Raw genomic sequence first — 23,222 nt, 5'->3', positions numbered from 1 at the left:
AACCCACCTTTTTATTAAAATTCTTTTGCGTAGTTATTGTGTTGCATAATGTTTTGTTTTAATAATTCCATACGATCTTTTCCGAATTGTTCGACTAGTGCATCTGCAAGTTCCCATGCCACAACAGATTCAGCTACTACACCCGCCGCTGGTACTGCGCAACTATCAGATCTTTCAATACTCGCTTGGAATGCTTCTTTCGTATCAATATCAACGCTTGCTAACGGTTTGTATAAAGTAGGAATTGGCTTCATCACGCCTCTTACGATAATTGGCATACCTGTTGTCATACCGCCTTCTAAACCGCCGGCATTATTCGTTCTTCTCGTGTATCCTTTTTCTTCATCCCACAGAATTTCATCATGCACTTTGCTTCCTGGTTGTCGTGCCGCTTCAAAACCTACGCCGATTTCAGCACCTTTAAATGCATTTATACTCATAATTGCACCAGCAAGTTTTGCATCTAATTTACGATCGTAATGGACGTAACTACCGACGCCAATCGGCATACCTTCTGCAATGACTTCCACAATACCACCGATTGAATCTCCACTACTTTTTGCGTTGTCAATCGCATTCATCATTTCTTGCTCTACTTCTTTATCTAAACATCGAACTGGTGAGTTTTCAGTAATTGTTTGAATTTCTTCAATTGATAAGTTTGAAATATGTTTTGCTTTTACTCCACCAATTTCAAGAACATGTCCTGCAATTTCCACGCCTAATTCGCTTAAAATTTGTTTTGCAACTGCACCAGCAGCTACACGAACTGTCGTTTCTCTTGCAGATGACCGCTCTAATACGTTTCTTATATCACGATGACCATATTTAATTGCTCCATTTAAATCTGCATGTCCGGGACGTGGTTTTGTAATTGTACGTTTCATGTCTTTACTTTCTTTTTCCGAAATTGGCTCTGCACCCATTACTTTCGTCCAATGTTTGAAATCATCATTTTTTACAATTAACGTAATCGGTGATCCAAGTGTCATCCCGTGACGAACACCACTTACAATTTCAACTGTATCTGTTTCAATTTGCATACGTCTTCCGCGTCCATGACCTTTTTGTCTTCTTAATAATTCTTTATTAATATTTTCCGCCGTAAGTGTCAAACCTGCTGGTACACCTTCTAAAATAACTGTTAACTGCGGTCCATGTGATTCTCCAGCTGTAATGTATCTCATTTCTCTTGCCCCTTTACTATTTTTTTGTACAAAAAAGTCCCTACTGAGCGCTCAGTAGGGACGATGTTTATCGCGGTACCACCCTAGTTGTAGACTTCTTTCGTCTACCTCTCTTCTTCTTTAACGATCGTTTGACCGTCTTCCCCTCCAAAAGTTGTCGGGAAAGATGCTCCAAGGCTGTAATTCATGCTTACCTTTGTACTGATTCACACCGACCATCAGCTCTCTTTAACAGTGAGATAAGCACTACTGTTTCCTCTTCAACGCATATATGATATGGAATTAAGATAATTTATTTTTGAAACCTTTTAACTCATCCATGAATCTATGGAATTCTGGAATGTCCATTTGTTGTGCAGAATCTGATAATGCAACTGCTGGATCTGGATGAACTTCAGCCATTACTGCATCTGCGCCAATTGCAAGTGCCGCTTTCGCTGTTGGTAATAATAAATCTCTGCGTCCAGTTGAATGTGTTACATCAACGATAACTGGTAAATGTGTTTCTTTCTTTAAAATTGGTACTGCAGAAATGTCTAATGTGTTACGTGTTGCTCTTTCGTATGTGCGGATACCGCGCTCACAAAGAATAATTTGATCGTTACCTTGCGCAATAATGTATTCCGCTGCGTTAATGAACTCATCAATTGTTGCTGCTAATCCACGTTTTAATAATACTGGTTTGTTAACTTTACCTACAGCTCGTAATAAATCGAAGTTTTGCATGTTACGTGCGCCAACTTGAATTACATCAACGTAGTCTAATGCCATTTCAACATCGTTCGGATTTAAAATTTCACTAATAATTGCTAAGTCAAACTCGTCTGCTACTTGACGTAAAATTTGAAGTCCTTCTACTCCTAAACCTTGGAAATCATATGGAGAAGTTCTCGGTTTGAATGCACCACCGCGCATTAATTTTAAGCCTTGGTCTTTCATCGCTTGCCCTACTTGACGAACTTGTTCTAAACTTTCTACTGCACAAGGTCCCATGATGAACGTTTGTGTTCCGTTTCCAATCAATTCACCTTTTACATCAACGATTGTATTTTCTTGTTTCTTTTTACGTGATACTAGTAACGCTTTACGGTTATCATCTTCTTGTAACTCTAAGCTTGCTTTGAAAATCGTTTTGAAAATATGTTGAACTGTTGATGTTTCGAATGGTCCTTCGTTATGCTCTGCGATCATATCAAGTACTTCACGCTCACGTACTGGATCAAAGCGTTTCGTGCCTTGTACTTGCTTTTGCTCTCCAATTTTTTGAACAATTTCACCACGTTTGTTTAAAAGGTGTAATAGTTGTAAATTAATTTCATCTACCTGTTTACGTAATTGATCTAATTCATGATTTGCCATTTGGAAATCCTCCTCTAATGTTTTAAAAGTATAGTAAGAGAATAAAAATTCTCTATTTTCTGAACTGACTAATTATACAAATTTATAGTGGAATCGATACCTCTTCTTATTTTAAACTAATAATTCGTACACAGACATAAACTACTAGTTAAAAATCCACTTTTTTGTACAAAAAAGCCCTACTGATCCAATCAGTAGGGACGATATTTATCGCGGTACCACCCTAGTTGTAGACTTCTTTCGTCTACCTCTCTTCATTGTTAACGATCATCTGACCGTCTTTCCCTTCATAAAGACAATACTATCTTTACTACGAAAAAGATGCTCTAGGACTGTAATTCGCTCTTGTTTATGTACTGGTTCGCACCAACCACCAGCTCTCTGTTACAGGGAAACAACAACTACTGCTTTTCCTTTCAATGCATGACTATTTAATTTTCAAGTTGGACCACTAAAATACAAAAAGTCCCTACTGAATAAATCAGTAGGGACGATATTTATCGCGGTACCACCCTAGTTGTAGACTAACTTTCCGTCTACCTCTCTTCACTGTTAACGATCAATTGACCGCTTTTTCCTCATAAAGAAAAACTATCTTTATTACGAAAAAGATGCTCCAAGACTGTAATTCATGATTATCCCTGTACTGGTTCACACCAACCACCAGCTCTCTGTTACAGTAAGACTAACCACTACTGTGATCTCTTCATTGCACTTTGTTTATTCAAATGTTTTTGAAATTGAATAAGTATGATTCGTATTATAGAACGCTTTTCAAAACACTGTCAACAACTTTTTATATATTTTTTAAAATTCCACTTTCGTCCTATAATTCTTTTTGTAAATCACCCATTACAATTCCTATGCGAATTATTTCATTTTCTAGTAAATGTAAAACATATTCCTCTACTTTATACTGAACTAATAATTCTTTTATTTGTATGATTTCTTTTTCGAATAACACGGCTTCGTGACATGTTTGTAGTAAAATAAAAAACACATTTGCAAACATTTCTTTATGCGCTTTCATACTTTCTTTTTTATGAAGCATTTCAATCAATAACCGCTTCATTTCCTCACCTGTACATTTACCATGTACACTTGAAAATGTACGAGACATAATACATAATCCTTTTTCTAATATTTCATCCATGTATAAAATAATACGTAAAAGCATTACATATTCTCTCGCAGTTATCTCACCCATTTTTGGTCGTTCTCGCAAAAATACACTGAGCCAAGCTGTCCAAAATTTTTGTTGTTCTTTTACGCTTAATGTTTTGACGTAATAGCATAAAAACTGCATAAACTTAATTTTATTTTCTTCATTTTCTAGTATGAGTAACGGGTATAACCAATCTGTTTTTTGCTCCCAATATAGTACACATTTAATAAATACAAAGCTAAGCCACTTCAAGAAAGCTTCTCTCGTATGCGGATGTAATACTTCCAAATGTTCTACCGCATACTTAATAAATCGCTTCATTTCTGTAAATAAAGGTAAATTTATTTGCGTGTAACATAAGCCGGCCCATGCATATTCCGTAATCTCATTTTGTTTTTTTAAATCTAAGTATGGTAACAAATATTTTCGGCACCATTGTTTTTCAATATGATATAGAAATGTAATATCTGCTATTAAACGAGCAAACATAAAGTTTGTTCGTTCCGAATTAACTCTTACTTGTTCTTCAAATAAAAATAAATATTCATATACATTACGATCGTATAAATGATCATATGATAACAACTTTAATAATACAGCTGTCATTTTTCCAACTGGATGCTGAATTGATTCATTGTAAAAATCTTGTTTCCCAAGCTTAAAGTCTGTATCACTCTTCATAACTTGAGGAAACACTGAAAAAGCAAATCGTTTTACAACACGTATACTATTCTCTTCTAACTCTTCTAGTCGATTACTAATTTCATATAGAAAACTACTAATTAACCAATGAAAAGCAGTATTTCTAACAAATTTCTGCAATAGCGGAATAATTTTTTGGATTTGATCATTTGTCAATCCTCGATTATTTCGCCATTCTCTAATACAAACAAACCATACTTCATTACTTATTTCTTGCACTCCTACTAATTGGTATGCAAATGAAATACTCCACTCTGTGTTTAATTTACATGCTTTTGATAACATCTCTAAAAAATGGCGTTGTTCCAAAACACGATCTTGCGAAAATTGCTGAACTTGCTTCATAATTTCAACATCTTTCAGTTGCAATAATCCGTCAGCAGTTACATTACAAGTAATACTTTGCTCTGTATCCTCTTTCTTTTGTACACTGTATCGTTCGGAATGAAAATGAGGATGCTTTTGCTTCATTAACTCATACCCATTTGCCGTAGATGGACTATTTGAATCACACTTGAATAATAAGTCTAATACGAGACATGCATCAAATACCCTCTCTTCTGTAAGATGCTTTATTACAGTTCGAGTGACTTCTTCTTTTGTTTTTTCTAAACAATGTGCATAATGCCTTTTTAAAAGTTGAAAAACTTCGTGTTTATAAGTGAAATCTAAAAGAAGTCCTTCATGTAACAACCATTTCATTTTGTCATCTACACGAACAAAAATATTTTTATTCATCGCATCAATTGCAATTTGCTTTTGAAGTACACTATTTGCTTCTATCATTTCTGTAATATAATAATCCGCTTTTTTCTCATTGTTTTCGCATAAATAAGTTAGACACTCTTTTACAATTCGTATTAAAAATACAAGATCATTTTGATGAAACTCTTTCTCTATATTTTCCTTATTTCTTTTTTTCAGTGCCGTTTGTCTTAACGACAACATTCTCAATTTTTCTAATCCAATCATCATAATTGGAACAGCATAATAAGCGATATAAGGCCTCATCTTTTCGTTCCAAATTTGCTCCACATGAGAGAATGTAGATACTGGTAAGCGACTCGATTCCTCGAGTTCTATTGATTCTTGCGTATCATTTCCCCATTTTCTTACACGTTTTAACTTCAGTTTTCCGTCTAAAATAAAAGTTAGTATCAATAAGGCAATTTCCTTATGCTCAGGAAAAGAACATTTTTGCAGTAACTTAGAAATCTTTTCTATAGAGCTACTATCTTTTTCAGCTGTTTCTAATAAAAGGAGTGTCCACCTTGCAAACAACAACGGGTCCATCTTACTCTTCGTTTCGGTTAAGTAGTTACAAATTGTTCTCCATAATAACGGTGATATTTTAGAATAGTTTTTATAAATTAATTGAAATAATTCTTTCTGATGACTAAAAAGAAATTGTTCGACTAACCATTCTGCAAGTAATTCATCTACTTCATTATAGTTTGGCGTAAGCATAAACAAATTTTGTAATTTACCTTCTACTTCTAACCATTCGACCCATTCATAATCATGAGCAAATTCCACAAAGTAACGAACTGTTTCAATTTTTTTAATTGATTGCTTTATGTATGATAATTGTTCCTGTTCTACTGACGGGGGAACCGTTACAATATCCCGAATACGCATTCTTTTCGTAATATAATTATCACCCATTAATTCCGCCCAGCGTTTTACCGCTTTTACGAGAGATTGATGATTATTTACTTTATTCGGATACACAATTGGTCTTATCCCTAAATGTTCCCAGTGGTACGTATTTTCTCCTTGTGCGACAAAAGCAAATCGTCTTGTACTTGGTGGTAAACCAGTTGCTAAATATTTCATTACTGGGTCATTATGACTATATCCAACGAATAAAACGGTGTAATTTGAGAATAGATCAACTAAAAATCTTCTTGCCCACCCTTCTGTTAAGTAAGCCCTTCCAAAATCACCGTCTGTTAAAATTAAAGCCTCTTTCTCCTGTTCTACATTACCATGTATGTAAGCAAGACCTTTAAAAGCTCTCCCAGTCGGTAAAGCTGGAGCGTAATAAACATTGATATCTCTATTTATTTCTTTAATTGCAGTTGTAAAATGTTGATCAAAATTTGTTGTTACAATGCGGATATCTGTATCTAAAGGAAATAACCTTGGAATTGCATAATGCAATGGATTCGGTTTTGATTTCTCTATATGAACGAGATCTCTTGCGACTTGATGTACATCTTTTGTTTTCGCAATTTTACCAAGATAATAATCATGTGGCTCTGTTATTTCACGTTTTTCGACATATAACGTTTTTGCAATTTCATCAACTAAATCATCAAAATTCGGTAAGTTTGATTTCCCTTTCATAGAAACTCCCGCTCCAACAAATAACACTAACTTTCCTTGCTCAAGGTGATCAATTAACTCATCTGGAATTTCTACTTCTGAAGTAATCCACATTTTGGATTCCCCCTTACCTAAAAATGTCATACACTCAAATTTTACTATAACATTTTTTCATTGTTTTTATAATATTTAGACTAAATTCCGAACATGAAAAAGTTTTATGTAAATAAATCCGTTACAATGTATGAACTCCAGAATTTATTGAAAAACTATGTATAAATCGGAGGTGTAAATTTTGAATGATTTCACAGTAGTGCTTATCAAGTTTATATCGTGCATTATCGCATTTAGTATTGGGCTTGCTTTATTTTTCCCTGCAACGTTTGTTCAAATTATTTCATTCAGTCTCTTTGTTACAATCGTATCCTACATGTTCGTTGATAAAATTATTTTAAATCGAATTGGCAATACTGGTGCCATTATGTCGGATTTCTTATTAACATATTTAAGCGTATGGATTTTCGGTAATATTTTATTAGACAACTATATGCAAATTGCATGGGGCAGTATCCTTTCTGCCATCGTCTTCACTTTATCTGAAGTAATCGTTCATCGCTTCTCTAACTCTCATACAAGGCACAACAATGATAACATTCGTATTAATCGCCGCTTTGCATATGGTACAGAGTTTGCTGAAGAACAAAATATATTGGATAAAGATAAGAAAAAGTAACGTTTTAATGCAGGAGCGTCCTTTTTAATTATGTGGTGCTCCTTTTTTGTATTTTTTCATTATGATACGTGAAATTATATAAGTGATTATTTCAAAATACCGACTTACTAACAATATTTGACGCTATTTTTTCTAATAAAAAACTGCCTCTTATTTAGAGGCAGCCACTTTTAAGTCTTTTACTGCAACAACATCCGCAAACGCTCCCAATACTGCGTTATGATGTTTCACAATATCTTCAGCACGTAACACTTCTGTATTAAATGTACTATGCGCATCACTCACTAACGTTACTTTATACCCTTCACTACATGCTCTGCGCGTTGTCGTATCTACACAATACTCTGTTTGCATTCCCGAAAGAATAACGTGTTCAATTCCTTTCTCTTGTAACACTTCGCTTAAGTTTGTATTATGGAATGAATCTGGAGTCGTCTTTTCAACTATATTATCTCCTTCTTGCGGAGCGATGGCCGCATGGATTCGCCATCCATCCGTACCTTTTTCTAACGGATGGTCTTTAGGACCGTTATGTTGGATATAAATAACTGGAATATCATTTGAACGACATTCCCTAATAAGCTCTTGCAATGTTTGTAAAAACTTTCCCCCATTATGTACTGGCATTCCAGCTGTATACATACCCGCTTGCACATCAATTACGATTAATGCTTTTTTCATTTCACACATCCCCCTTTATTTGTATAAGCCATTATTATTGTTTATATTCCATCATCCAACAATCTTCTAATTTCCCCTCATGCAACTCATGTTCCTTTAAAATCTTTACTTTTTTTAATCCACTTTTTTCATAACACTTTATTGCTCGTTCATTATTTACTTTCGGATCCATTGCAATTGCTTCTGCTCCCATTTCACCCATAATATATGTAATTGCTGCCTGAACGAGTTTTGTTCCAATTCCCTTTCCCCAATAGGCTGGTTCACCGATAAATTGGTCCATACCCCATACATTTTGCGATTCTTTATAGCCATATAACGCTTTCCACTCTGAATCCACTGGGTACATTTGTATGTAACCAATCGGAATGATATCAAATTCTATTAAACATCTTTTTTCATTACTGTTTGGACTATGTATAAAATGATCAAGCACCTTTTCTACAGATTGCGGATTATCTCGTCCTTCGTAATACCGCAGGACTGCTGGGTCCGTTAACCATTTAGAAATGATAGATGCATCATCTTCCATTACGTATCTAATCAATAAACCTTCTTTTTGAAAAAGCATATTATACCTCTATTATTTCTTTATATTTTTTCTTGCTGTTACATCTTTCATTGCACCTACTAATGCATATGGTAGTAATGTAATCGCAAAAAATGCTGTAAATACGTTAAGTTGCGGGATTGTATAGAGTGTGAACCATTCAGTGAAAAATTGAGAATTTAATATTCTATTAAAAAACTCTCCGCCTGGCCTAAAGTTTGGCGCCCACGCAGTGATTTCACACAAAATAAAGTGAAACTTTAATCAGTGGGGGTTTTGTTCATCCCCCACTGATTATTAGTTGAACCAATCGGGCTTTTACGGGCAGTAAGACCCCCACCTAACTTCTTCGCTTTCGCTGAATTTTGAGGTGGGGGTCTTACTGCCCTTTAATGCGGGGTAAACAGTAACTGAACAATAAAAAATGCCCCTAGATAACGAAACCAAGTCCGTTTCCATATAGGTTGTGCATTTTTTAATATATCTCCCATCTTACCCCCTCCTTAAATATCCATCATATTAATTATACACTTTCCTCACTTTATTTGTTAAAATTTTCTATATAATTAATGCTGTTGGGGGGAAATACATTATGTCTAATCCTATACTTACATCCACTTTAATCATTCTTAGAGGAAACTCCGCAAGTGGTAAAACAACGATTGCAAAACAACTACAAGAACATTTCGGACAAGGAACACTTTTAGTATCACAGGATGTTGTACGTAGAGATATGCTTAGAGTACACGACACAATGGGTAATTTATCACATGATTTACTATTTGAAATTACGAAGTACGGAAAAGGAAAATGTGAATTTGTTATTTTAGAAGGTATATTGAACAGTCATAGGTATGGTGAGATGTTAAAAGAATTAATTCGTTATTTTGATGAAAATGCATTTGCATATTACTTTGATTTATCATTAGAGGAAACTATTAGACGACATAACACAAGGGACAAACGATATGAATTTGGTGAAGATTCCCTCCAAAAATGGTATAATCCGCACGATACAATTGAGGTTGCCAGAGAAACTATTTTTACAGATAACTTTACGCAAAAAGATATATTTGATGCGATTCTTAATGATGTTGCGATACAAAAACAAGACTAATATAATATGTTAGTCTTGTTATGTACTTTGTGTTTCCGTTTTTATAATTGAACAATCTTTACATAAATAATAGTATATATTCATTTCCCCAAACTGGAAATCAACTACTGAAATAAGTTCACGTTCCTCGATATCTTGTGTAATTGTAGCAACATACTTCATCTCTTTAGAACAAGTTGGACACGCCAAATGCTCTGGAAGATCCGCATATAATGGTGCCCCTAATAATCTACATACATATTCAGAACCGAACAAATCAAAAGCTTCCCAGTAACTATCTTCATCTGTAGGTATATCTTCATTTTTCATATTTATAAGCTTTACCGTTGTTTTTGGTAATGAAACTGGTAACTTATCTTCCTCTTCCATTATCCATTCTTCTGTATTTTGCTGCTTTATGATTTGAACTGTTTTACCTCCATCACTTAACTGAAAATATTGCGGTTCCCACACCATCGCACAGTTCAAGCATGAAACGAATGGTAAAATATTTAGTTCATTACTTTTAAGTTCAGCAAGTCTCCCATCTTTTAAATCAAAACAGAGAATTTGATGCATCTTCTCACCGCATAACTTACATACTGGCAAATTACAATCTTGACCGCCAAAGTAATGATTATATGAACCTCTTCCTTCAATTACTCTATACCCTTTCCGCTCATTACAATGTGCGCCATATAATTCTATTGTCATATTCTATCCTCGCCTTTTATAAGAATGATTCACAAAATGATAATAATTAAGACTAAAAAACATCGTCTTCCTGAATAGTTTCCATAATAAATTCTTTTAAACTCGGAGATATTTCTTCCATTTCGTCATCCGCGTGATACCAAATATATATTTTATCATCCATTTTTCCATTATTTATTTTAAAGCACAATTTATCCCCTGAACCATCGTCACCAATTATGATAAGATTTTCTGGTATAGACTCATCTCTCATGTCAATATTTTGTCTAACAATATCATCCCAAGTTTTCGTTACATTTCTATTATCTTTAATCGGATATAGTATCCATTCCCCTATTTCAGCATTATTAACTAATTTAATAAGATCCCTATATTGATTTGGGAAAGCAGCACCTAGCTTTTCTTCCGTTTCTTTTATTTGCAACTCCAATACACCTTGTTTCTTTGTTTCAATATATTCTCTTACTTCTTTCATGAAATACACCTATCCTTTGAACTTAATTACACTATTATGAGTGAAAGTGTTTAGTAAACGATTTGATCCGATTTATATATTTCATTATACGTTAACCCTTCGTTTTCAACATACTATTCTTCTCTACTTCTCAATAACCTTCTGTTCTACTTCCTTACCTCATTCTTAATAGTTTTTCTAAACATGAGACAATTTTTATGTTTTATTACAGGTTTATTAATAAGTCATTTAAAAATCCTATTATCCTTCTACTAAAAAAATAAAAGCCAGCCTCAATAAAGAGAACTGACTTCTATTTGGATAATTATTGTTATTATAAAATTTTCACTTTAACAGTTTGTCTTCCCCAATTCATAGCTTTACTTTTTGAACCCATTAAAACATCAATACGATTACCTTTAATTGCACTTCCAGTATCACCAGCGATCGCTTCTCCATAGCCTTCTACCCATACTTTAGATCCTAATGGGATTACTTTCGGGTCAACTGCGATAATTCTCATATTCGGATTTTCCGTTAAATCATGCCCCATCGCAGTTAAAACGCGTCCACCATATGTACCATTTTCACTTGGATCAGCAGTATACGCTGTCGCTACTACCGTTAATTCACGTTTAGCAGACTGTATGTTGTTTTTAGATGCTTCTTTCGCTCTCTCTTCTTCTTTAGCCTTTGCTATTTCTCTTGCTTTTTCTTCTTCTTTAGCCTTTGCTATTTCTCTTACTCTCTCTTCTTCTTTAGCCTTTGCTATTTCTCTTGCTTTCTCTTCTTCTTTAGCTTTTGCTATTTCTCTTGCTTTCTCTTCTTCTTTAACTTTTGCTATTTCTCTTGCTTTCTCTTCTTCTTTAGCTTTTGCTATTTCTTGCGCTTTTTCTTCTTCTTTAGCCTTTGCTATTTCTTGCACTTTCTCTTCTTCTTTAACTTTTACTTCTTCTTTGATTTTTGCCTCTTCTTTAGGCTTTACTATTTCTTGCGCTTTTTCTTCTTCTTTAACTTTTACTTCTTCTTTGACTTTTGCCTCTTCTTTAGGTTTTACTATTTCTTGCGCTTTCGGTTCTTCTTTAACTTTTACTACTTTTGCCTCTTCTTTAGGCTTTACTATTTCTTGTGCTTTCGTTGTTTCTTTCGCTTTTGCTACTTTCTGCGTCTTTACTTCTTTCTTTTCTTTAACTGATTTTTGTACTTTCGCTACTTGCTTCGTTTTCTCTTCGGTTTTCTTTTCAGTTGGTGCTGTACTTGATAGGAAAGAAACGTTTGCATAAGCAGTTTTTCCTTTATACTCAAATTGCAGCCATCCGTCTTTTACTTGATGCGTTGATTCAATTACATCATCTTTTTTTAGTCTGCCAAGAATTTCTGAATCTGTGTTTGCTTCAGTACGTACATTTAACAAATTCGCCGTTACATGATATACATCTTTTGTAAACTCCGAACTTACAAACACTTCTTTACCATTCAACTCAATTTTTGACCAGCCATCTTCGGTATTTATGACTTTTAACTCTTGCCCATTCTTTACTTTTTCGACCACTTTTGATTCTGTAGTCGGTTTTTCACGTACGTTAAGTACATCTGCTGTTACGATTGTTTCTGCGGTAGCAGTTGTGGTAAACGCTCCCAATCCAAAAACAGTTGCTGTTGCTGCGCCAATTACTTTTTTCATATTAGCCTCCATTAAATTTTTTTGAATTTTATCAAATGCCTCCGTAAAATTGTATAATTTTACATAATATCAAAACATTTGCAACAGTATATTAATATTGTTTAATATACTGTTATTAAAAATCCTTACTCCAATACTATCAAATTCTCATTTCTAATTCTATATATTATAAATCTCCTTATCTTTTATAAAAGCTCCATGCCCTTCTTCACACTAAATAGTTGTGGCAATTCCCGCCAAAAATAAACTTACGATTGCTAAAATTTGAGTAGCGACAATAGCCCCTCTTAAATGAAACTTATAATCTTTATATCCTTTCATACCTTCCGTACTAGGAATCACAACAAACCTTGGAGTAATCCAGCAAAAAATTAGCCAATCAATTATAAGTAAATCTACTAAATTGAAAATCATTAAAATACCAAAAGTGTGTAAATAGGCATCCATATACATTAACTTTTCATGCTTATGTAGTATATATGTAGAAACGAAAGGAGTACCGAAAAGAATAGTATTATATACAATATTAAAATAAATGGTTTGCTTTTTTTCATGAATCGATTTTGGAAAAACTACTTTTTGAATATCTTTCGGATAATCAGTTAACGAAAGTCGAGGATTATAATATAAGGACCCTAAAATCATTACGGATAGTACAATAGACATGATGACACCAACGTACATCATTTGCTCAAATTGATTCATATGCTTCATTCACCCTTTTCTGTAATTACTATGATGGTCATTCACTTAATTACATATTGTATGTACGTACATAATCAAAAATTAACAACTAGCTTTAATAGCGAAGCAAAATTGTTGCAATGCAAATGCAAATTTAATACAGTGGAAGCCTAATTGATACAGATAGGATTGGTGAAACCTATGAAAATTGAACATATTGCAATTTGGGTAAATGACTTAGAATGTATGCGTGATTTTTATATGAAATACTTTAATGGTAAAGCAAACTCTTTATATCATAATAAAACGAAACAATTTGAATCTTATTTTATTACGTTCGAATCTGGAGCAAGACTTGAACTTATGCGTAAAAAAGGGATTGAAAATAAGCCTAATTTAAACATAACCGGCTATACTCATATGGCTTTTTCTGTCGGTAGTGAAGAACGTGTGAATGAACTAACAAAGGTGATAAAAGATGCTGGTTATCCTTTATTAAATGGACCACGTTTTACTGGAGATGGCTATTATGAAAGTGTAATAGGCGATCCAGAAGGCAATCAAATAGAAATTACGATTTAACTTACCCTTTTCCACCACCTCCGTATTTTTCCACAGATTAGGCGGTGCTGTTGTTGAGGTGCCAAATGAGGCAACTGCTTACTTTTACCGAAAAGCACTATCAAACATGCCAATATTCGCTACTTGGGAACAGCCAGAAGGTGCTGGTGGAAGTATTCGATGGGTTGAAGACTTCCGCTTAGCAATGCTTCCATTTACAAAAGGTGTCTATGTTAATACTCCTGACCTATCCATTAAAAATTGGCCAGATGCATACTTCAGTTGCAACTTTGACCGATTAATGGAAGTAAAAGCGGAATACTTTGCGAAAAATGTCTTTAACTTTCCGCAAAGTATTCCGCTTTTTTAAACTATATATTCCACCTAATATATCAAAATATAAAACATCCATTTTTTTATGGGTGTTTTATAAAAAGAGTTTACATAATATAATTATTAGTTGCTTCTTTTACTAAATATCTATTCAGCAATCGAAAGTAACACTTTCTCAAGGTCTTTTTTAGATAACATACTTTCGTTTATATAGCCATTCTTTTAATTGTAATTCATCCAAAGCTCCGTTCCCCTCTCATAATCCTTCACACTATATTCGCTCGTTTTTCACAAAAGGTTCATTTTACATGAAAATTTATTTATTACAATAAAAATATAAGGTATATTTTTATGAAAAGGAGGAATTCAATAATGAATACAGAGGATAAAATTCACGCTGAAAAAGTGTTAAAAAATCTATTCATCGGATCACAAGTTGATGGATTACAATTTGGTATTTCTCCAGGCGCTATAAAGATTCATTTCACAAACTTTCACGACTCAGTTGATTATGACGGACAATTATATATCAATATCGAATCCAAATGGTGTTTATTTAATAAACCTCAAAAAAGCTACCCATTAAATGAAGATGAATTTGAAGTTTATTCTGAGAAAGAAGAATATGAAAGAATATGTAAGATAAGAAGACAAAAAGTTACCGATATACAACTTGGCTTAGAAAGCCCTCATTTAATTATTACATTAGAGAGTGGACAAATTATTTTTTTTAATGGTTTTCATGATTATTATGAATGTTGGCAAGCTGGTGTCCTATGTGAGCAATGGCTTGTAGTCGCTGCACCTGGGAATGAAATCGCCACTTGGGCTCCCGATGAGTTTACCGATAAGTAAACTGTCTTCACGAAGAAGAAACGAAGATATTTTATGAAGTACTATACTAATGAACTACATAATCATTTCTATTACACGTAAACAAAATGACGATTTTACTTTAATAGAACTCACTTTATTAAAGTTGAAAGGATGATAATGATGGCATGTGTCCATGATTTTGGAATAATTGACGATTTTACTTCTCAAAAAAATTACGAAGATTATACACCAGAGAAATATCATTGTATATCTGTTGATGATGATATTATCAGTAGTTTAAATCAAAATTTATCAATTATGAAAACCTACTTCCATACAGTCAAAAATCAGAAATACGGTTTAGCTTATTGTGGTATTACAATTATCCCGCCTGAATCATTAGCAATTTTCTATGAAACAGTTACATCCTCAAAGTTCTTCAGAAAATCTGATGAGCTGAATGAGTTAGCTTCAAAAATTGTACAAGCTGCAGCAGAACAGAAGTACATGATCCATTATGGGGTTTAAATGTAATTCAAAAAATGCTTAGGATTTCTCCGAAGCATTTTTTGTATGTTACTAATACATTTATTCCTTAACCATTTAGTCAATGCTTGAGCCTATGGCCCCATCTTTTACAAGTGAGGGCGCCCCTATTAATCTAAATAAGCAGCTCATTTCCAATCTTCCAGCTAAACCATCTCCCGTGCCCTTCTGTTTCTCCAACCGTTTCACGATATTCGTTTCCGTTAATATAATAATCAATATGAAGGTCACGATCCCACATGTTGTTATACAGGTGGAATACATCACGTTTTGCTCCAATTTCTTGTATTTGTTTTTCTAACTTATGTTTTACTTGTTCTGGTATTTGATTTGCAACATGTGTATGGAAAATACAAATACTAGCTTCTTCACTTATTTGTTCAATAATAGATGATAATAGCTCTACACCGTCTCCTTCTATTAATTGGACAGATTCATTTTTCACTAAAGATGCAGCTTGATCAAACATCTCAAGCCTTTCTTTATGTTCTGGCCAAATTAAAGCACGTAACCATAAATAATCTTCCTCATTATGTAAATCATTCACATGTAAGTCCAGTCCGATTCTTTCTACGACAGATGGGCTTTCTTTTAGAAAATGCGGCACATTTTCCCCTCTTATTTCAGAAGTTACATGCACATTTGAATTTATATTCCCGTACATTTCATCCGTTCCGTACGAATAACGATATTGGTCCCAGAACAATTGCAACCCAGAACTTGTCCCAATTTCAATTAACGCTAACGGCTTCTTCACTTTCTTAAATATGTAGCAGAAACTTGGGTATAAGTATGCGCACCGTCTTACTTCATTCGTTTGAACAAGTTTTGTTTGTAACAAAGTAATGATTTCTTCTCGGTACTCTTTACAGAAATCTTTAAAATGATTAAAAGCTTTATCTAAATTTGTATCAGCATCTTCAACTAAACTACTATAATACGTTTTTAAATGATGTTCTTTCCCTGCTAACAATAAATAATGTACTGCACCTAATAGTAAGTTTGGGACTGGTTGACCTACCTGAGCATAGGACGATAGTGTAAGTACTTCCTCATCTTCAGCAATTTTCATTGATAAATATTCATATAAATCACTTGACCCTTTACATTCCTTTATTGAAAAGTTTCGAAATAAGTTTGAAATTTGTTCTTTTGTACACATTAGAGTCCCTCCTTTTTATTTTTCAGAATAATCTTACCATTACAGAAAGAATAATTCCATAAAAAGGTACTCGATTTAGTCCCTTAAGGATACGTAAGCTTTTTCGAGATAATTTCAAACTGTAATTTTTTTCTATTTATCACCTTAAAAGAGCTTGTTAAATAAGATTTTTAGCGAATAAAACGTTAAATAGTTTAAAATTATCAGATAACACTAGATATTTTAGTCTATTAATTATTATAATAGAGTATGAGATGGTTATATAATTGAGACAAAAAAGGTATACACCTAGGTGGGGCCTAGGCGGTGTTTCTCTTTTACGGCTTAGACATAGAAAACACCTACACTTTTTTGCCAATATAGGGGATGGAGAGATTATCATGAGCAACATGCAGCAAAAAACAGACGTTATCTTAATTGGTGCAGGAATTATGAGTGCAACGTTAGGCTCATTACTAAAAGAATTAGCACCAGAATGGGAAATTAAAGTTTTTGAAAAACTCGCAAGTGCCGGGGAAGAAAGCTCTAACGAATGGAATAATGCAGGTACAGGGCATTCTGCGCTATGCGAACTGAACTATACTTCCGAAAAAGCTGACGGATCTATAGATATTAGTAAGGCTGTAAAAGTGAATGAGCAATTCCAGCTTTCAAGACAATTTTGGGCATATCTTGTAAAGAGCAAATTAATTCGTAATCCACAAGATTTTATTATGCCACTACCTCATATGAGTTTAGTACAAGGGGAAAAAAATGTTGAGTTTCTAAAAAACCGTTTTGAAGCGCTTTCAAAAAATCCACTGTTTCAAGGAATGGAATTTTCCGATGCTCCTGAAACATTAAAAAAATGGCTTCCACTCATTATGGAAGGCCGCACATCTAATGAACCGATGGCGGCAACGAAGATTGACTCTGGAACAGATGTTAACTTCGGTGCATTAACACGTATGTTGTTTGATTACTTAAAAACAAAAAATGTCGAGCTAAACTACAAGCATAGTGTCGAAAATATTAAGCGCACGAAAAATGGTTTGTGGGAAGTAAAAGTACACGATATGAATAGTGGTAAAATTGAGCATCATACTGCTAAATTCGTCTTTATTGGCGGCGGTGGCGGTAGCCTACCTCTACTTCAAAAGACTGGTATCCCTGAATCAAAACATATCGGTGGATTCCCGGTAAGTGGACTATTTATGGTATGTAAAAACCAAAAAGTTGTAGAGCAACATCATGCGAAAGTGTACGGTAAAGCTAAGGTTGGTGCTCCGCCAATGTCTGTACCTCATCTAGATACGAGATATATAGACAATAAAAAAGCTTTACTGTTTGGACCATTCGCAGGCTTCTCACCTAAATTCTTAAAAACAGGTTCAAATCTTGACTTAATCGGTTCTGTAAAACCGAATAACGTCTTAACGATGTTAGCCGCTGGTGTAAAAGAAATGGGACTTACAAAATACTTAATTCAGCAAGTTATGTTATCACATGAAAAACGTATGGAAGAATTACGCGAATTCATTCCGAACGCGAAAAGTGAAGATTGGGATATTGTAGTTGCTGGGCAACGTGTACAAGTAATTAAAGATACTGATGCTGGTGGTAAAGGGACACTTCAATTTGGTACAGAAGTAGTAAGTGCAGCTGACGGCTCAATCGCCGCATTACTAGGCGCATCACCAGGTGCTTCTACTGCTGTTCACGTCATGCTTGAAGTATTAGAAAAATGTTTCCCAAGCCGCATGGTAGAATGGGAAGAAAAAATAAAAGAAATGATTCCTTCATATGGCATTTCACTAACTGAAAATCCAAGATTGTTCCAAGATCTTCACACTTCTACTGGTCGTACACTTGGATTAAACGAAAAAGAAACTGTTCATAATTAATGAAGAAATAAAAAAACGTCCGATATATTCGGACGTTTTTTTGTCTACTAAAAATTATACTTATCAATATTATCTTTCGTAAATACAACTCGTTCTGGTAATACGATAATTCCATTCCCTTCTGCCTCATAATCATATCCTTGAATGGAGTTTGGCTCTACCTTCACTTTTCCAATTCCTTTTACTTCGAAGCTATCCCCTACTTTTAACTTCTTCCCTTTTACAACAATTTCATTTGCTACATACGTTGCGAGAGCACCTTGTTGTTTTACATCCCATAAACCAAATTGTGCTACTGTTCCTCGTTTTACGTAATCACGCATAACGTTTGGTGTAGAGAAGCCAGTTACGACAACCTTTTTATCCATTTTTAAATTTTCAGCTGCTTGTGCCATTGCCGGAAGTGCCGTTGCATCTGGACAAATGACTGCATTAATATCAGGATACGTTTTTAAAATATTCTCTCCTACTGACAAAGACTTTTGCGCATTATTTTCACCGTACTGCGTCGTTACAATTTCCCAGTTCGGATATTTCTTTTTAATAATTTCTTTCGCTTTCGTTACCCATTGGTTTTGATCCGTTACTGTCGGGCTAGAATAAAAGAAGGCTACTTTTCCTTTATCTCCAATTTGCTTTGAAGTCATTTCTATTAATAAATTAGCAAGTTGGTCTGGTGTTCCTTGGCTGATATAAAAGGAACGGTCTTTCGGATTCACATCAGAATCCCATGTTAACACCGTCATCCCTTTTTTCTTAGCACGTTGCAGTGATTGCGATAACCCATCCACTGACGTAGATGAAACCATAATCGCATCATAGTTTTGATTAATGAAATTGTTTATATATTTAACTTGCCCTGAAACACTCGCTTCAGACGGTCCATCATACTTCACTTGCACGCCTAACTTATCTCCCATCTCTTTTGCCCCTTCACCACCCGATGTGAAGAAACCAACTCCTGTTAATTTCGGAATAAATGCAAATTTCACATCATCAACCTTTTTCTTATCTGCCGTTTGGCTAGAACACGCAATTAAACCGATTAAACAAATACATACAATCAATACAATCCCCAGTTTTCTCTTCATGACATTTCCCCCTTATGCAAATTCTTTCTTTTCTCCGCTAAGAATTGATGTAATTTGAAATGTCTCATAATAATTGAAAGAATAAGGATAATACCTATTACTACATTGGATTGTTCATTTGTTAAACCCGTCATTTGCAAGCCATACTGCATGAGCCCAATGAAAATACTCGCCAGTACAGTACCAATAATGCTTCCTTTTCCGCCTGTAATAAGTGTACCGCCTAAGACGACTGCTGTAATGATTGGTAAAATTGTTTCACTTCCCATATCAGCACGTGCGGAACCGAAGTAGGCAGTTAAGAAAGCGCCTCCTAATCCACCTCCTAACCCTGAAAGTATGTAAGCAATAATGACTACTTTTTTCGTTTTAATCCCGGTGTATTTTGCTGTATTTTCGTTCGCACCTGTTAATTTTACATGGCGCCCGTATATAGTTCGGTGAAATAATACAGTACATAAAACTGTTAATACGATCAGTAGCCATAATAAATTCGGTATTCCTATAAAACTACCGTTTGCCAGTTGTACAAATGTGTCAGGTAAACCGCTTATTCCTTCGTACCCAGAAGCACCTGCCCCTCCTGAAATGACGAGGGCAATTCCCCCGTATAAAAACATCGTTCCGAGTGTAACGACGAGTGGTTCTACATCCGTCATTTTTATAATGAGTCCGTTTAAAGCGCCTGCTAAACAACTAATTATTAGGGCGATTATAACAGCAAACAAAATAGGTATTCCGTTCATCCAAAGTACACCGATTAAGATTGAAGTGAGCCCCATTATTGAGCCGATCGATACATCAATTCCTCCTGTTACTATAACAAAAGTCATTGGTATCGCCGCAATTGCGATAAATAGGAAATCATTTGTACTAAAAAGGAGATTACTAATATTTAAGAAATCACTATTTATTAAACTAAAAAGGATGAATTCTACAAGAAGTAATACAATTAGAACCCCTTCCCATCTATATACATACTTCATAGATTCATCCTCCTTTCTGCCTTCCACTTTTTCATAACACTATCTAATATGATGATAAGTAATAATAAAAAACCTGAAATAGCATTATTCCAAAATGCTGGTATTTTTAAAAAGACGAGTGAGCTACTTATTGTTTCTAAAAATAACGCTCCTAATGCAGCTCCAAATAAAGATCCTGTTCCTCCTTTTAAATGAATTCCTCCTAGTACAGCGGCTGCGATTACTTGTAATTCTAATCCTGTACCTGTTTGATTTGGCACGAAACCGATATTCATAACAAATATGCAACCAGCGAGCGCAGCGCTTATGCCTGAAATCATAAACGCATATATCTTCACTTTATTTACAGGTATACCAATAAGCCTCGCGCCATCTTCATTATCACCTACCGCATAAAAGTATCTTCCCAATGGCACTTTTCTTAAAAAGAAGTATAGTAGTAGTAAAATAATAAGAACGAACCATACAGTTATAGGTAAACCAAGAATGATGATAGATGACAGCTGCTTAAAATCGTTTGGAATATCTTCAATCCACTTCCCGCCTGTGAAAATTAACATTGTACCTCTAATAATTCCTAACATGCCTAATGTCATAATAATGGCTGGTACCCGAAACTTCGCAACTCCAATACCATTTACGAAACCAATAATGGCCCCAAGTATAATAGCTACAAATATCGACAAGAATGCACTATACCCATTCGTTAACATCATTCCGCAAACTGCTGCACTTAACCCCATGCTTGAACCAACTGATACATCTATATTTTTCGTAAATAAGACGAACGATTGACCGATTGCTAGCACGACTAAAATAACGCTTGATTTCATCAGTAAAGATAACGAGTTAAATTGAATAAAACTAGGGTTTATCATTCCTACAATAGCTATATAAATTAGTAGTAACAGTATGATAGACGTTTCATGCATTTTTAACATATGTTTCATTCCGCTACACCTCCGTATGCAAGGCGTGTAACTTCATTCACACTCAGTTGTTCTTTTTCCATATGAGAAACAAATCGCCCATTTCTCATTACATATACACGGTTTACTAATTGGACTATTTCTTCAACATCTGAAGAGATTAATAAAATTGCGAGTCCTTCCCTTTTCATTTTTTTTATCGTCTCATACACTTCAAGCCTTGCTTTCGCATCAATTCCGCGAGTCGGCTCATCAAGAATAATAATTTTAGGATTACATGCAAGATACTTCGCAATCACGACCTTCTGCTGATTACCTCCTGATAAAGATGCCAGTTCTTTATTCATATTCTGTACAACAATTCGGAACTGTTCTATAAACGAATTAACTAAAGCGCTTTCTTTTTCTTGATTTATAAAAAAGCGATTATTTTGATATAAACTTGCTGCTGCAATATTTTCTTTAACAGAAGCAATTGAGAAAATTCCATTCCTCGCCCTATCCTCTGGCACATAAACTAGTCCTTCGTCTAGCCTTTTATGCAAAGAACACGTATCAATTGATTTTCCACCCAATAAGATAGACCCTGATTTTATAGTTTTTAATCCAAATATCGCTTCTGCTAATTCCGTTCTGCCAGATCCTATAATGCCAGCAACACCTACAACCTCACCCGCATGTACAGTGAATGATATATTTTCGAATGCGTGACCATTTATATCAACCACTTCTAATATTTTTTTCGTCTTTACTGTCTCTTGAACTACTTCTATTTTCTCTTTCTGTTTATATCCTTTTGGCAATAGTCCCTCCATCAGCATGTCATATGTATAGTCACATACATCACCTTGGCTTACAACCATTCCATCACGTAGTATTGCTACTTTGTTGGCAATTTCAAAGATTTCTGGAAAACGATGCGTAATATAAATCATCCCAATTCCTTTTTCTTGTAAACTTTTCATCAACACAAAAAGACTCTTAATTTCGTGTGTTGTTAATGTCGATGTTGGCTCATCTAGAATAAGAATCTCAGCTTCTCTTATTAATCCTCTAACGATTTCTACTAACTGTTGTTGCGCAATCGATAATGTTCCTCCTAGTTTATTAAGGTCAATATCCCATCCTAAGCTGCTAATCAATTGCTGAATCTGTACTTTTAGTTTCTTTTTCTTTTCTTTTAACCCGATACATATATTTTCTTCAATAGTCATATGCGGAAAAATGAGTGGTTCTTGCGGTATTAAATAAATACCTTTTCGGTGTGCTTCTGATGGATTTGAAAACTGTTGCTTCCTTCCTTTTACATACATCTCTCCATCATCATACGAATATAACCCCGTTAATATTTTCATTAATGTTGATTTCCCGGCGCCATTTCCCCCCACTAAAGCGTATATATCTCCGCGCTCTACTTGTAAGTTCACTTCTTTTAATACAAGTTGATTTAAAAACGCCTTACTCATTTTCTTTACTTGTAATAAAGGTACGTTCTCCACATGATGTCACCTGCCTTTATCCAGAACATTTTTTGAGAAAATGATTATTTGTTCTACTTGTTTTGTAGCATTGTATATT

The 23,222-nt window shown here is 34.5% G+C and carries 21 protein-coding genes, 2 pseudogenes and 3 other annotated features; of the genes and pseudogenes, 7 read left to right on the top strand and 16 right to left on the bottom strand.

Annotated elements, in window-relative coordinates; translation table 11 throughout:
• Positions 1-14: 14 nt before the first annotated feature.
• The 3 genes from aroC to ACTFRM_RS10915 all read right to left on the bottom strand — a co-directional run bounded on the left by aroC (position 15) and on the right by ACTFRM_RS10915 (position 6,855).
• Complete coding sequence (gene aroC, locus ACTFRM_RS10925; protein ID WP_088322075.1) at positions 15-1,187, bottom strand: chorismate synthase; 1,173 nt, start codon at positions 1,185-1,187, stop codon at positions 15-17.
• Between the two features lie 53 nt (positions 1,188-1,240).
• Positions 1,241-1,460, bottom strand: a binding site (T-box leader).
• A 9-nt stretch (positions 1,461-1,469) separates the two neighbouring features.
• Positions 1,470-2,546 (bottom strand): bifunctional 3-deoxy-7-phosphoheptulonate synthase/chorismate mutase, encoded by a 1,077-nt coding sequence (locus tag ACTFRM_RS10920; RefSeq protein ID WP_001273575.1) that lies wholly within the window; start codon positions 2,544-2,546, stop codon positions 1,470-1,472.
• Between the two features lie 193 nt (positions 2,547-2,739).
• Positions 2,740-2,975, bottom strand: a binding site (T-box leader).
• A gap of 54 nt (positions 2,976-3,029) precedes the next feature.
• Positions 3,030-3,265 (bottom strand) — a binding site (T-box leader).
• A 107-nt stretch (positions 3,266-3,372) separates the two neighbouring features.
• Positions 3,373-6,855 (bottom strand): DUF4020 domain-containing protein, encoded by a 3,483-nt coding sequence (locus tag ACTFRM_RS10915; RefSeq protein ID WP_000265221.1) that lies wholly within the window; start codon positions 6,853-6,855, stop codon positions 3,373-3,375.
• 181 nt (positions 6,856-7,036) lie between these two features.
• On the opposite strand from ACTFRM_RS10915, the gene ACTFRM_RS10910 reads away from it, so the two are divergent.
• Positions 7,037-7,474 (top strand): YndM family protein, encoded by a 438-nt coding sequence (locus ACTFRM_RS10910; protein WP_000997702.1) that lies wholly within the window; start codon positions 7,037-7,039, stop codon positions 7,472-7,474.
• A gap of 150 nt (positions 7,475-7,624) precedes the next feature.
• Here ACTFRM_RS10910 and ACTFRM_RS10905 read toward each other — a convergent pair whose 3' ends face one another.
• The 4 genes and pseudogenes from ACTFRM_RS10905 to ACTFRM_RS10890 all read right to left on the bottom strand — a co-directional run.
• Positions 7,625-8,155, bottom strand: a complete 531-nt coding sequence (locus ACTFRM_RS10905) for a cysteine hydrolase family protein (protein ID WP_000709539.1) — start codon at positions 8,153-8,155, stop codon at positions 7,625-7,627.
• Between the two features lie 34 nt (positions 8,156-8,189).
• Positions 8,190-8,726, bottom strand: a complete 537-nt coding sequence (locus tag ACTFRM_RS10900) for a GNAT family N-acetyltransferase (protein WP_000898769.1) — start codon at positions 8,724-8,726, stop codon at positions 8,190-8,192.
• A gap of 12 nt (positions 8,727-8,738) precedes the next feature.
• Positions 8,739-8,957: pseudogene (locus ACTFRM_RS10895) on the bottom strand (YfzA family protein); the annotation flags it as partial.
• 155 nt (positions 8,958-9,112) lie between these two features.
• Positions 9,113-9,196, bottom strand: a pseudogene (locus tag ACTFRM_RS10890) (YfzA family protein); the annotation flags it as partial.
• Between the two features lie 101 nt (positions 9,197-9,297).
• On the opposite strand from ACTFRM_RS10890, the gene ACTFRM_RS10885 reads away from it, so the two are divergent.
• Positions 9,298-9,822 carry a kinase gene (locus ACTFRM_RS10885; protein ID WP_000070148.1) on the top strand — a complete coding sequence of 175 codons (525 nt, stop codon included), beginning with the start codon at positions 9,298-9,300 and terminating at the stop codon, positions 9,820-9,822.
• An 18-nt stretch (positions 9,823-9,840) separates the two neighbouring features.
• Here ACTFRM_RS10885 and ACTFRM_RS10880 read toward each other — a convergent pair whose 3' ends face one another.
• From ACTFRM_RS10880 to ACTFRM_RS10865, 4 genes are all read right to left on the bottom strand, one after another.
• A complete protein-coding gene (locus tag ACTFRM_RS10880) occupies positions 9,841-10,515 on the bottom strand; it encodes a hypothetical protein (protein WP_000151352.1) in 675 nt (224 codons plus the stop codon).
• Positions 10,516-10,567: 52 nt separating this feature from the next.
• A complete protein-coding gene (locus tag ACTFRM_RS10875) occupies positions 10,568-10,990 on the bottom strand; it encodes an SMI1/KNR4 family protein (protein ID WP_000665935.1) in 423 nt (140 codons plus the stop codon).
• A 313-nt stretch (positions 10,991-11,303) separates the two neighbouring features.
• A complete protein-coding gene (gene entB / locus ACTFRM_RS10870; protein ID WP_440043297.1) occupies positions 11,304-12,653 on the bottom strand; it encodes a cell wall-binding protein EntB in 1,350 nt (449 codons plus the stop codon).
• 213 nt (positions 12,654-12,866) lie between these two features.
• Positions 12,867-13,358 (bottom strand): hypothetical protein, encoded by a 492-nt coding sequence (locus ACTFRM_RS10865; protein WP_001071244.1) that lies wholly within the window; start codon positions 13,356-13,358, stop codon positions 12,867-12,869.
• A 180-nt stretch (positions 13,359-13,538) separates the two neighbouring features.
• Here ACTFRM_RS10865 and ACTFRM_RS10860 point away from each other — a divergent pair, with 180 nt between their 5' ends.
• From ACTFRM_RS10860 to ACTFRM_RS10845, 4 genes are all read left to right on the top strand, one after another.
• Complete coding sequence (locus ACTFRM_RS10860) at positions 13,539-13,919, top strand: VOC family protein (RefSeq protein ID WP_000687535.1); 381 nt, start codon at positions 13,539-13,541, stop codon at positions 13,917-13,919.
• Positions 13,920-13,977: 58 nt separating this feature from the next.
• Entirely contained in the window at positions 13,978-14,268 is a 291-nt protein-coding gene (locus ACTFRM_RS10855; protein WP_002041349.1) for a BBE domain-containing protein, read from the top strand.
• A gap of 335 nt (positions 14,269-14,603) precedes the next feature.
• Positions 14,604-15,086, top strand: coding sequence for a hypothetical protein (locus ACTFRM_RS10850; protein WP_440043296.1), 483 nt, complete (start codon positions 14,604-14,606; stop codon positions 15,084-15,086).
• Positions 15,087-15,224: 138 nt separating this feature from the next.
• Positions 15,225-15,575 (top strand): hypothetical protein, encoded by a 351-nt coding sequence (locus tag ACTFRM_RS10845; protein ID WP_001999997.1) that lies wholly within the window; start codon positions 15,225-15,227, stop codon positions 15,573-15,575.
• A 133-nt stretch (positions 15,576-15,708) separates the two neighbouring features.
• On the opposite strand, the gene ACTFRM_RS10840 is transcribed toward ACTFRM_RS10845, so the two are convergent.
• Entirely contained in the window at positions 15,709-16,755 is a 1,047-nt protein-coding gene (locus tag ACTFRM_RS10840) for a DUF2332 domain-containing protein (RefSeq protein ID WP_440043295.1), read from the bottom strand.
• 380 nt (positions 16,756-17,135) lie between these two features.
• Here ACTFRM_RS10840 and ACTFRM_RS10835 point away from each other — a divergent pair, with 380 nt between their 5' ends.
• Entirely contained in the window at positions 17,136-18,638 is a 1,503-nt protein-coding gene (locus ACTFRM_RS10835; protein WP_000069138.1) for a malate:quinone oxidoreductase, read from the top strand.
• Positions 18,639-18,685: 47 nt separating this feature from the next.
• Here the strand turns inward: ACTFRM_RS10835 and lsrB are convergent, their stop codons facing one another.
• Genes lsrB through ACTFRM_RS10815 form a run of 4 tightly spaced genes read right to left on the bottom strand, consistent with a single transcriptional unit; the run spans position 18,686 to position 23,143 of the window.
• A complete protein-coding gene (gene lsrB, locus ACTFRM_RS10830) occupies positions 18,686-19,729 on the bottom strand; it encodes an autoinducer 2 ABC transporter substrate-binding protein LsrB (protein ID WP_000823660.1) in 1,044 nt (347 codons plus the stop codon).
• Entirely contained in the window at positions 19,726-20,715 is a 990-nt protein-coding gene (locus tag ACTFRM_RS10825) for an ABC transporter permease (protein WP_016124745.1), read from the bottom strand. Before ACTFRM_RS10825 ends, lsrB begins: the two co-directional genes overlap by 4 nt.
• Complete coding sequence (locus tag ACTFRM_RS10820) at positions 20,712-21,665, bottom strand: ABC transporter permease subunit (protein ID WP_000682144.1); 954 nt, start codon at positions 21,663-21,665, stop codon at positions 20,712-20,714. The genes ACTFRM_RS10825 and ACTFRM_RS10820 overlap by 4 nt, the downstream gene beginning before the upstream one ends.
• Positions 21,662-23,143, bottom strand: a complete 1,482-nt coding sequence (locus ACTFRM_RS10815; RefSeq protein WP_440043294.1) for a sugar ABC transporter ATP-binding protein — start codon at positions 23,141-23,143, stop codon at positions 21,662-21,664. Before ACTFRM_RS10815 ends, ACTFRM_RS10820 begins: the two co-directional genes overlap by 4 nt.
• Between the last annotated feature and the right edge of the window lie 79 nt (positions 23,144-23,222).

This window comes from Bacillus cereus group sp. MYBK227-1 (genome assembly GCF_051916325.1).
Classification (GTDB): Bacteria; Bacillota; Bacilli; order Bacillales; family Bacillaceae_G; genus Bacillus_A; species Bacillus_A cereus.
This window is presented reverse-complemented; position numbering and strand designations above follow the sequence as displayed.

Excerpts from the sequence above, each read along its gene's own strand:
- ACTFRM_RS10835 (WP_000069138.1), top strand. The coding sequence starts at position 17,136 with ATGAGCAACATGCAGCAAAAAACAGACGTTATCTTAATTGGTGCAGGA.
- ACTFRM_RS10920 (WP_001273575.1), bottom strand. The coding sequence starts at position 2,546 with ATGGCAAATCATGAATTAGATCAATTACGTAAACAGGTAGATGAAATT.
- ACTFRM_RS10820 (WP_000682144.1), bottom strand. The coding sequence starts at position 21,665 with ATGAAACATATGTTAAAAATGCATGAAACGTCTATCATACTGTTACTA.
- ACTFRM_RS10845 (WP_001999997.1), top strand. The coding sequence starts at position 15,225 with ATGATGGCATGTGTCCATGATTTTGGAATAATTGACGATTTTACTTCT.
- ACTFRM_RS10825 (WP_016124745.1), bottom strand. The coding sequence starts at position 20,715 with ATGAAGTATGTATATAGATGGGAAGGGGTTCTAATTGTATTACTTCTT.
- ACTFRM_RS10850 (WP_440043296.1), top strand. The coding sequence starts at position 14,604 with ATGAATACAGAGGATAAAATTCACGCTGAAAAAGTGTTAAAAAATCTA.
- ACTFRM_RS10915 (WP_000265221.1), bottom strand. The coding sequence starts at position 6,855 with ATGTGGATTACTTCAGAAGTAGAAATTCCAGATGAGTTAATTGATCAC.
- ACTFRM_RS10885 (WP_000070148.1), top strand. The coding sequence starts at position 9,298 with ATGTCTAATCCTATACTTACATCCACTTTAATCATTCTTAGAGGAAAC.
- aroC (WP_088322075.1), bottom strand. The coding sequence starts at position 1,187 with ATGAGATACATTACAGCTGGAGAATCACATGGACCGCAGTTAACAGTT.
- ACTFRM_RS10905 (WP_000709539.1), bottom strand. The coding sequence starts at position 8,155 with ATGAAAAAAGCATTAATCGTAATTGATGTGCAAGCGGGTATGTATACA.
- ACTFRM_RS10860 (WP_000687535.1), top strand. The coding sequence starts at position 13,539 with ATGAAAATTGAACATATTGCAATTTGGGTAAATGACTTAGAATGTATG.
- ACTFRM_RS10875 (WP_000665935.1), bottom strand. The coding sequence starts at position 10,990 with ATGAAAGAAGTAAGAGAATATATTGAAACAAAGAAACAAGGTGTATTG.
- ACTFRM_RS10880 (WP_000151352.1), bottom strand. The coding sequence starts at position 10,515 with ATGACAATAGAATTATATGGCGCACATTGTAATGAGCGGAAAGGGTAT.
- ACTFRM_RS10900 (WP_000898769.1), bottom strand. The coding sequence starts at position 8,726 with ATGCTTTTTCAAAAAGAAGGTTTATTGATTAGATACGTAATGGAAGAT.
- lsrB (WP_000823660.1), bottom strand. The coding sequence starts at position 19,729 with ATGAAGAGAAAACTGGGGATTGTATTGATTGTATGTATTTGTTTAATC.
- entB (WP_440043297.1), bottom strand. The coding sequence starts at position 12,653 with ATGAAAAAAGTAATTGGCGCAGCAACAGCAACTGTTTTTGGATTGGGA.
- ACTFRM_RS10840 (WP_440043295.1), bottom strand. The coding sequence starts at position 16,755 with ATGTGTACAAAAGAACAAATTTCAAACTTATTTCGAAACTTTTCAATA.
- ACTFRM_RS10865 (WP_001071244.1), bottom strand. The coding sequence starts at position 13,358 with ATGAATCAATTTGAGCAAATGATGTACGTTGGTGTCATCATGTCTATT.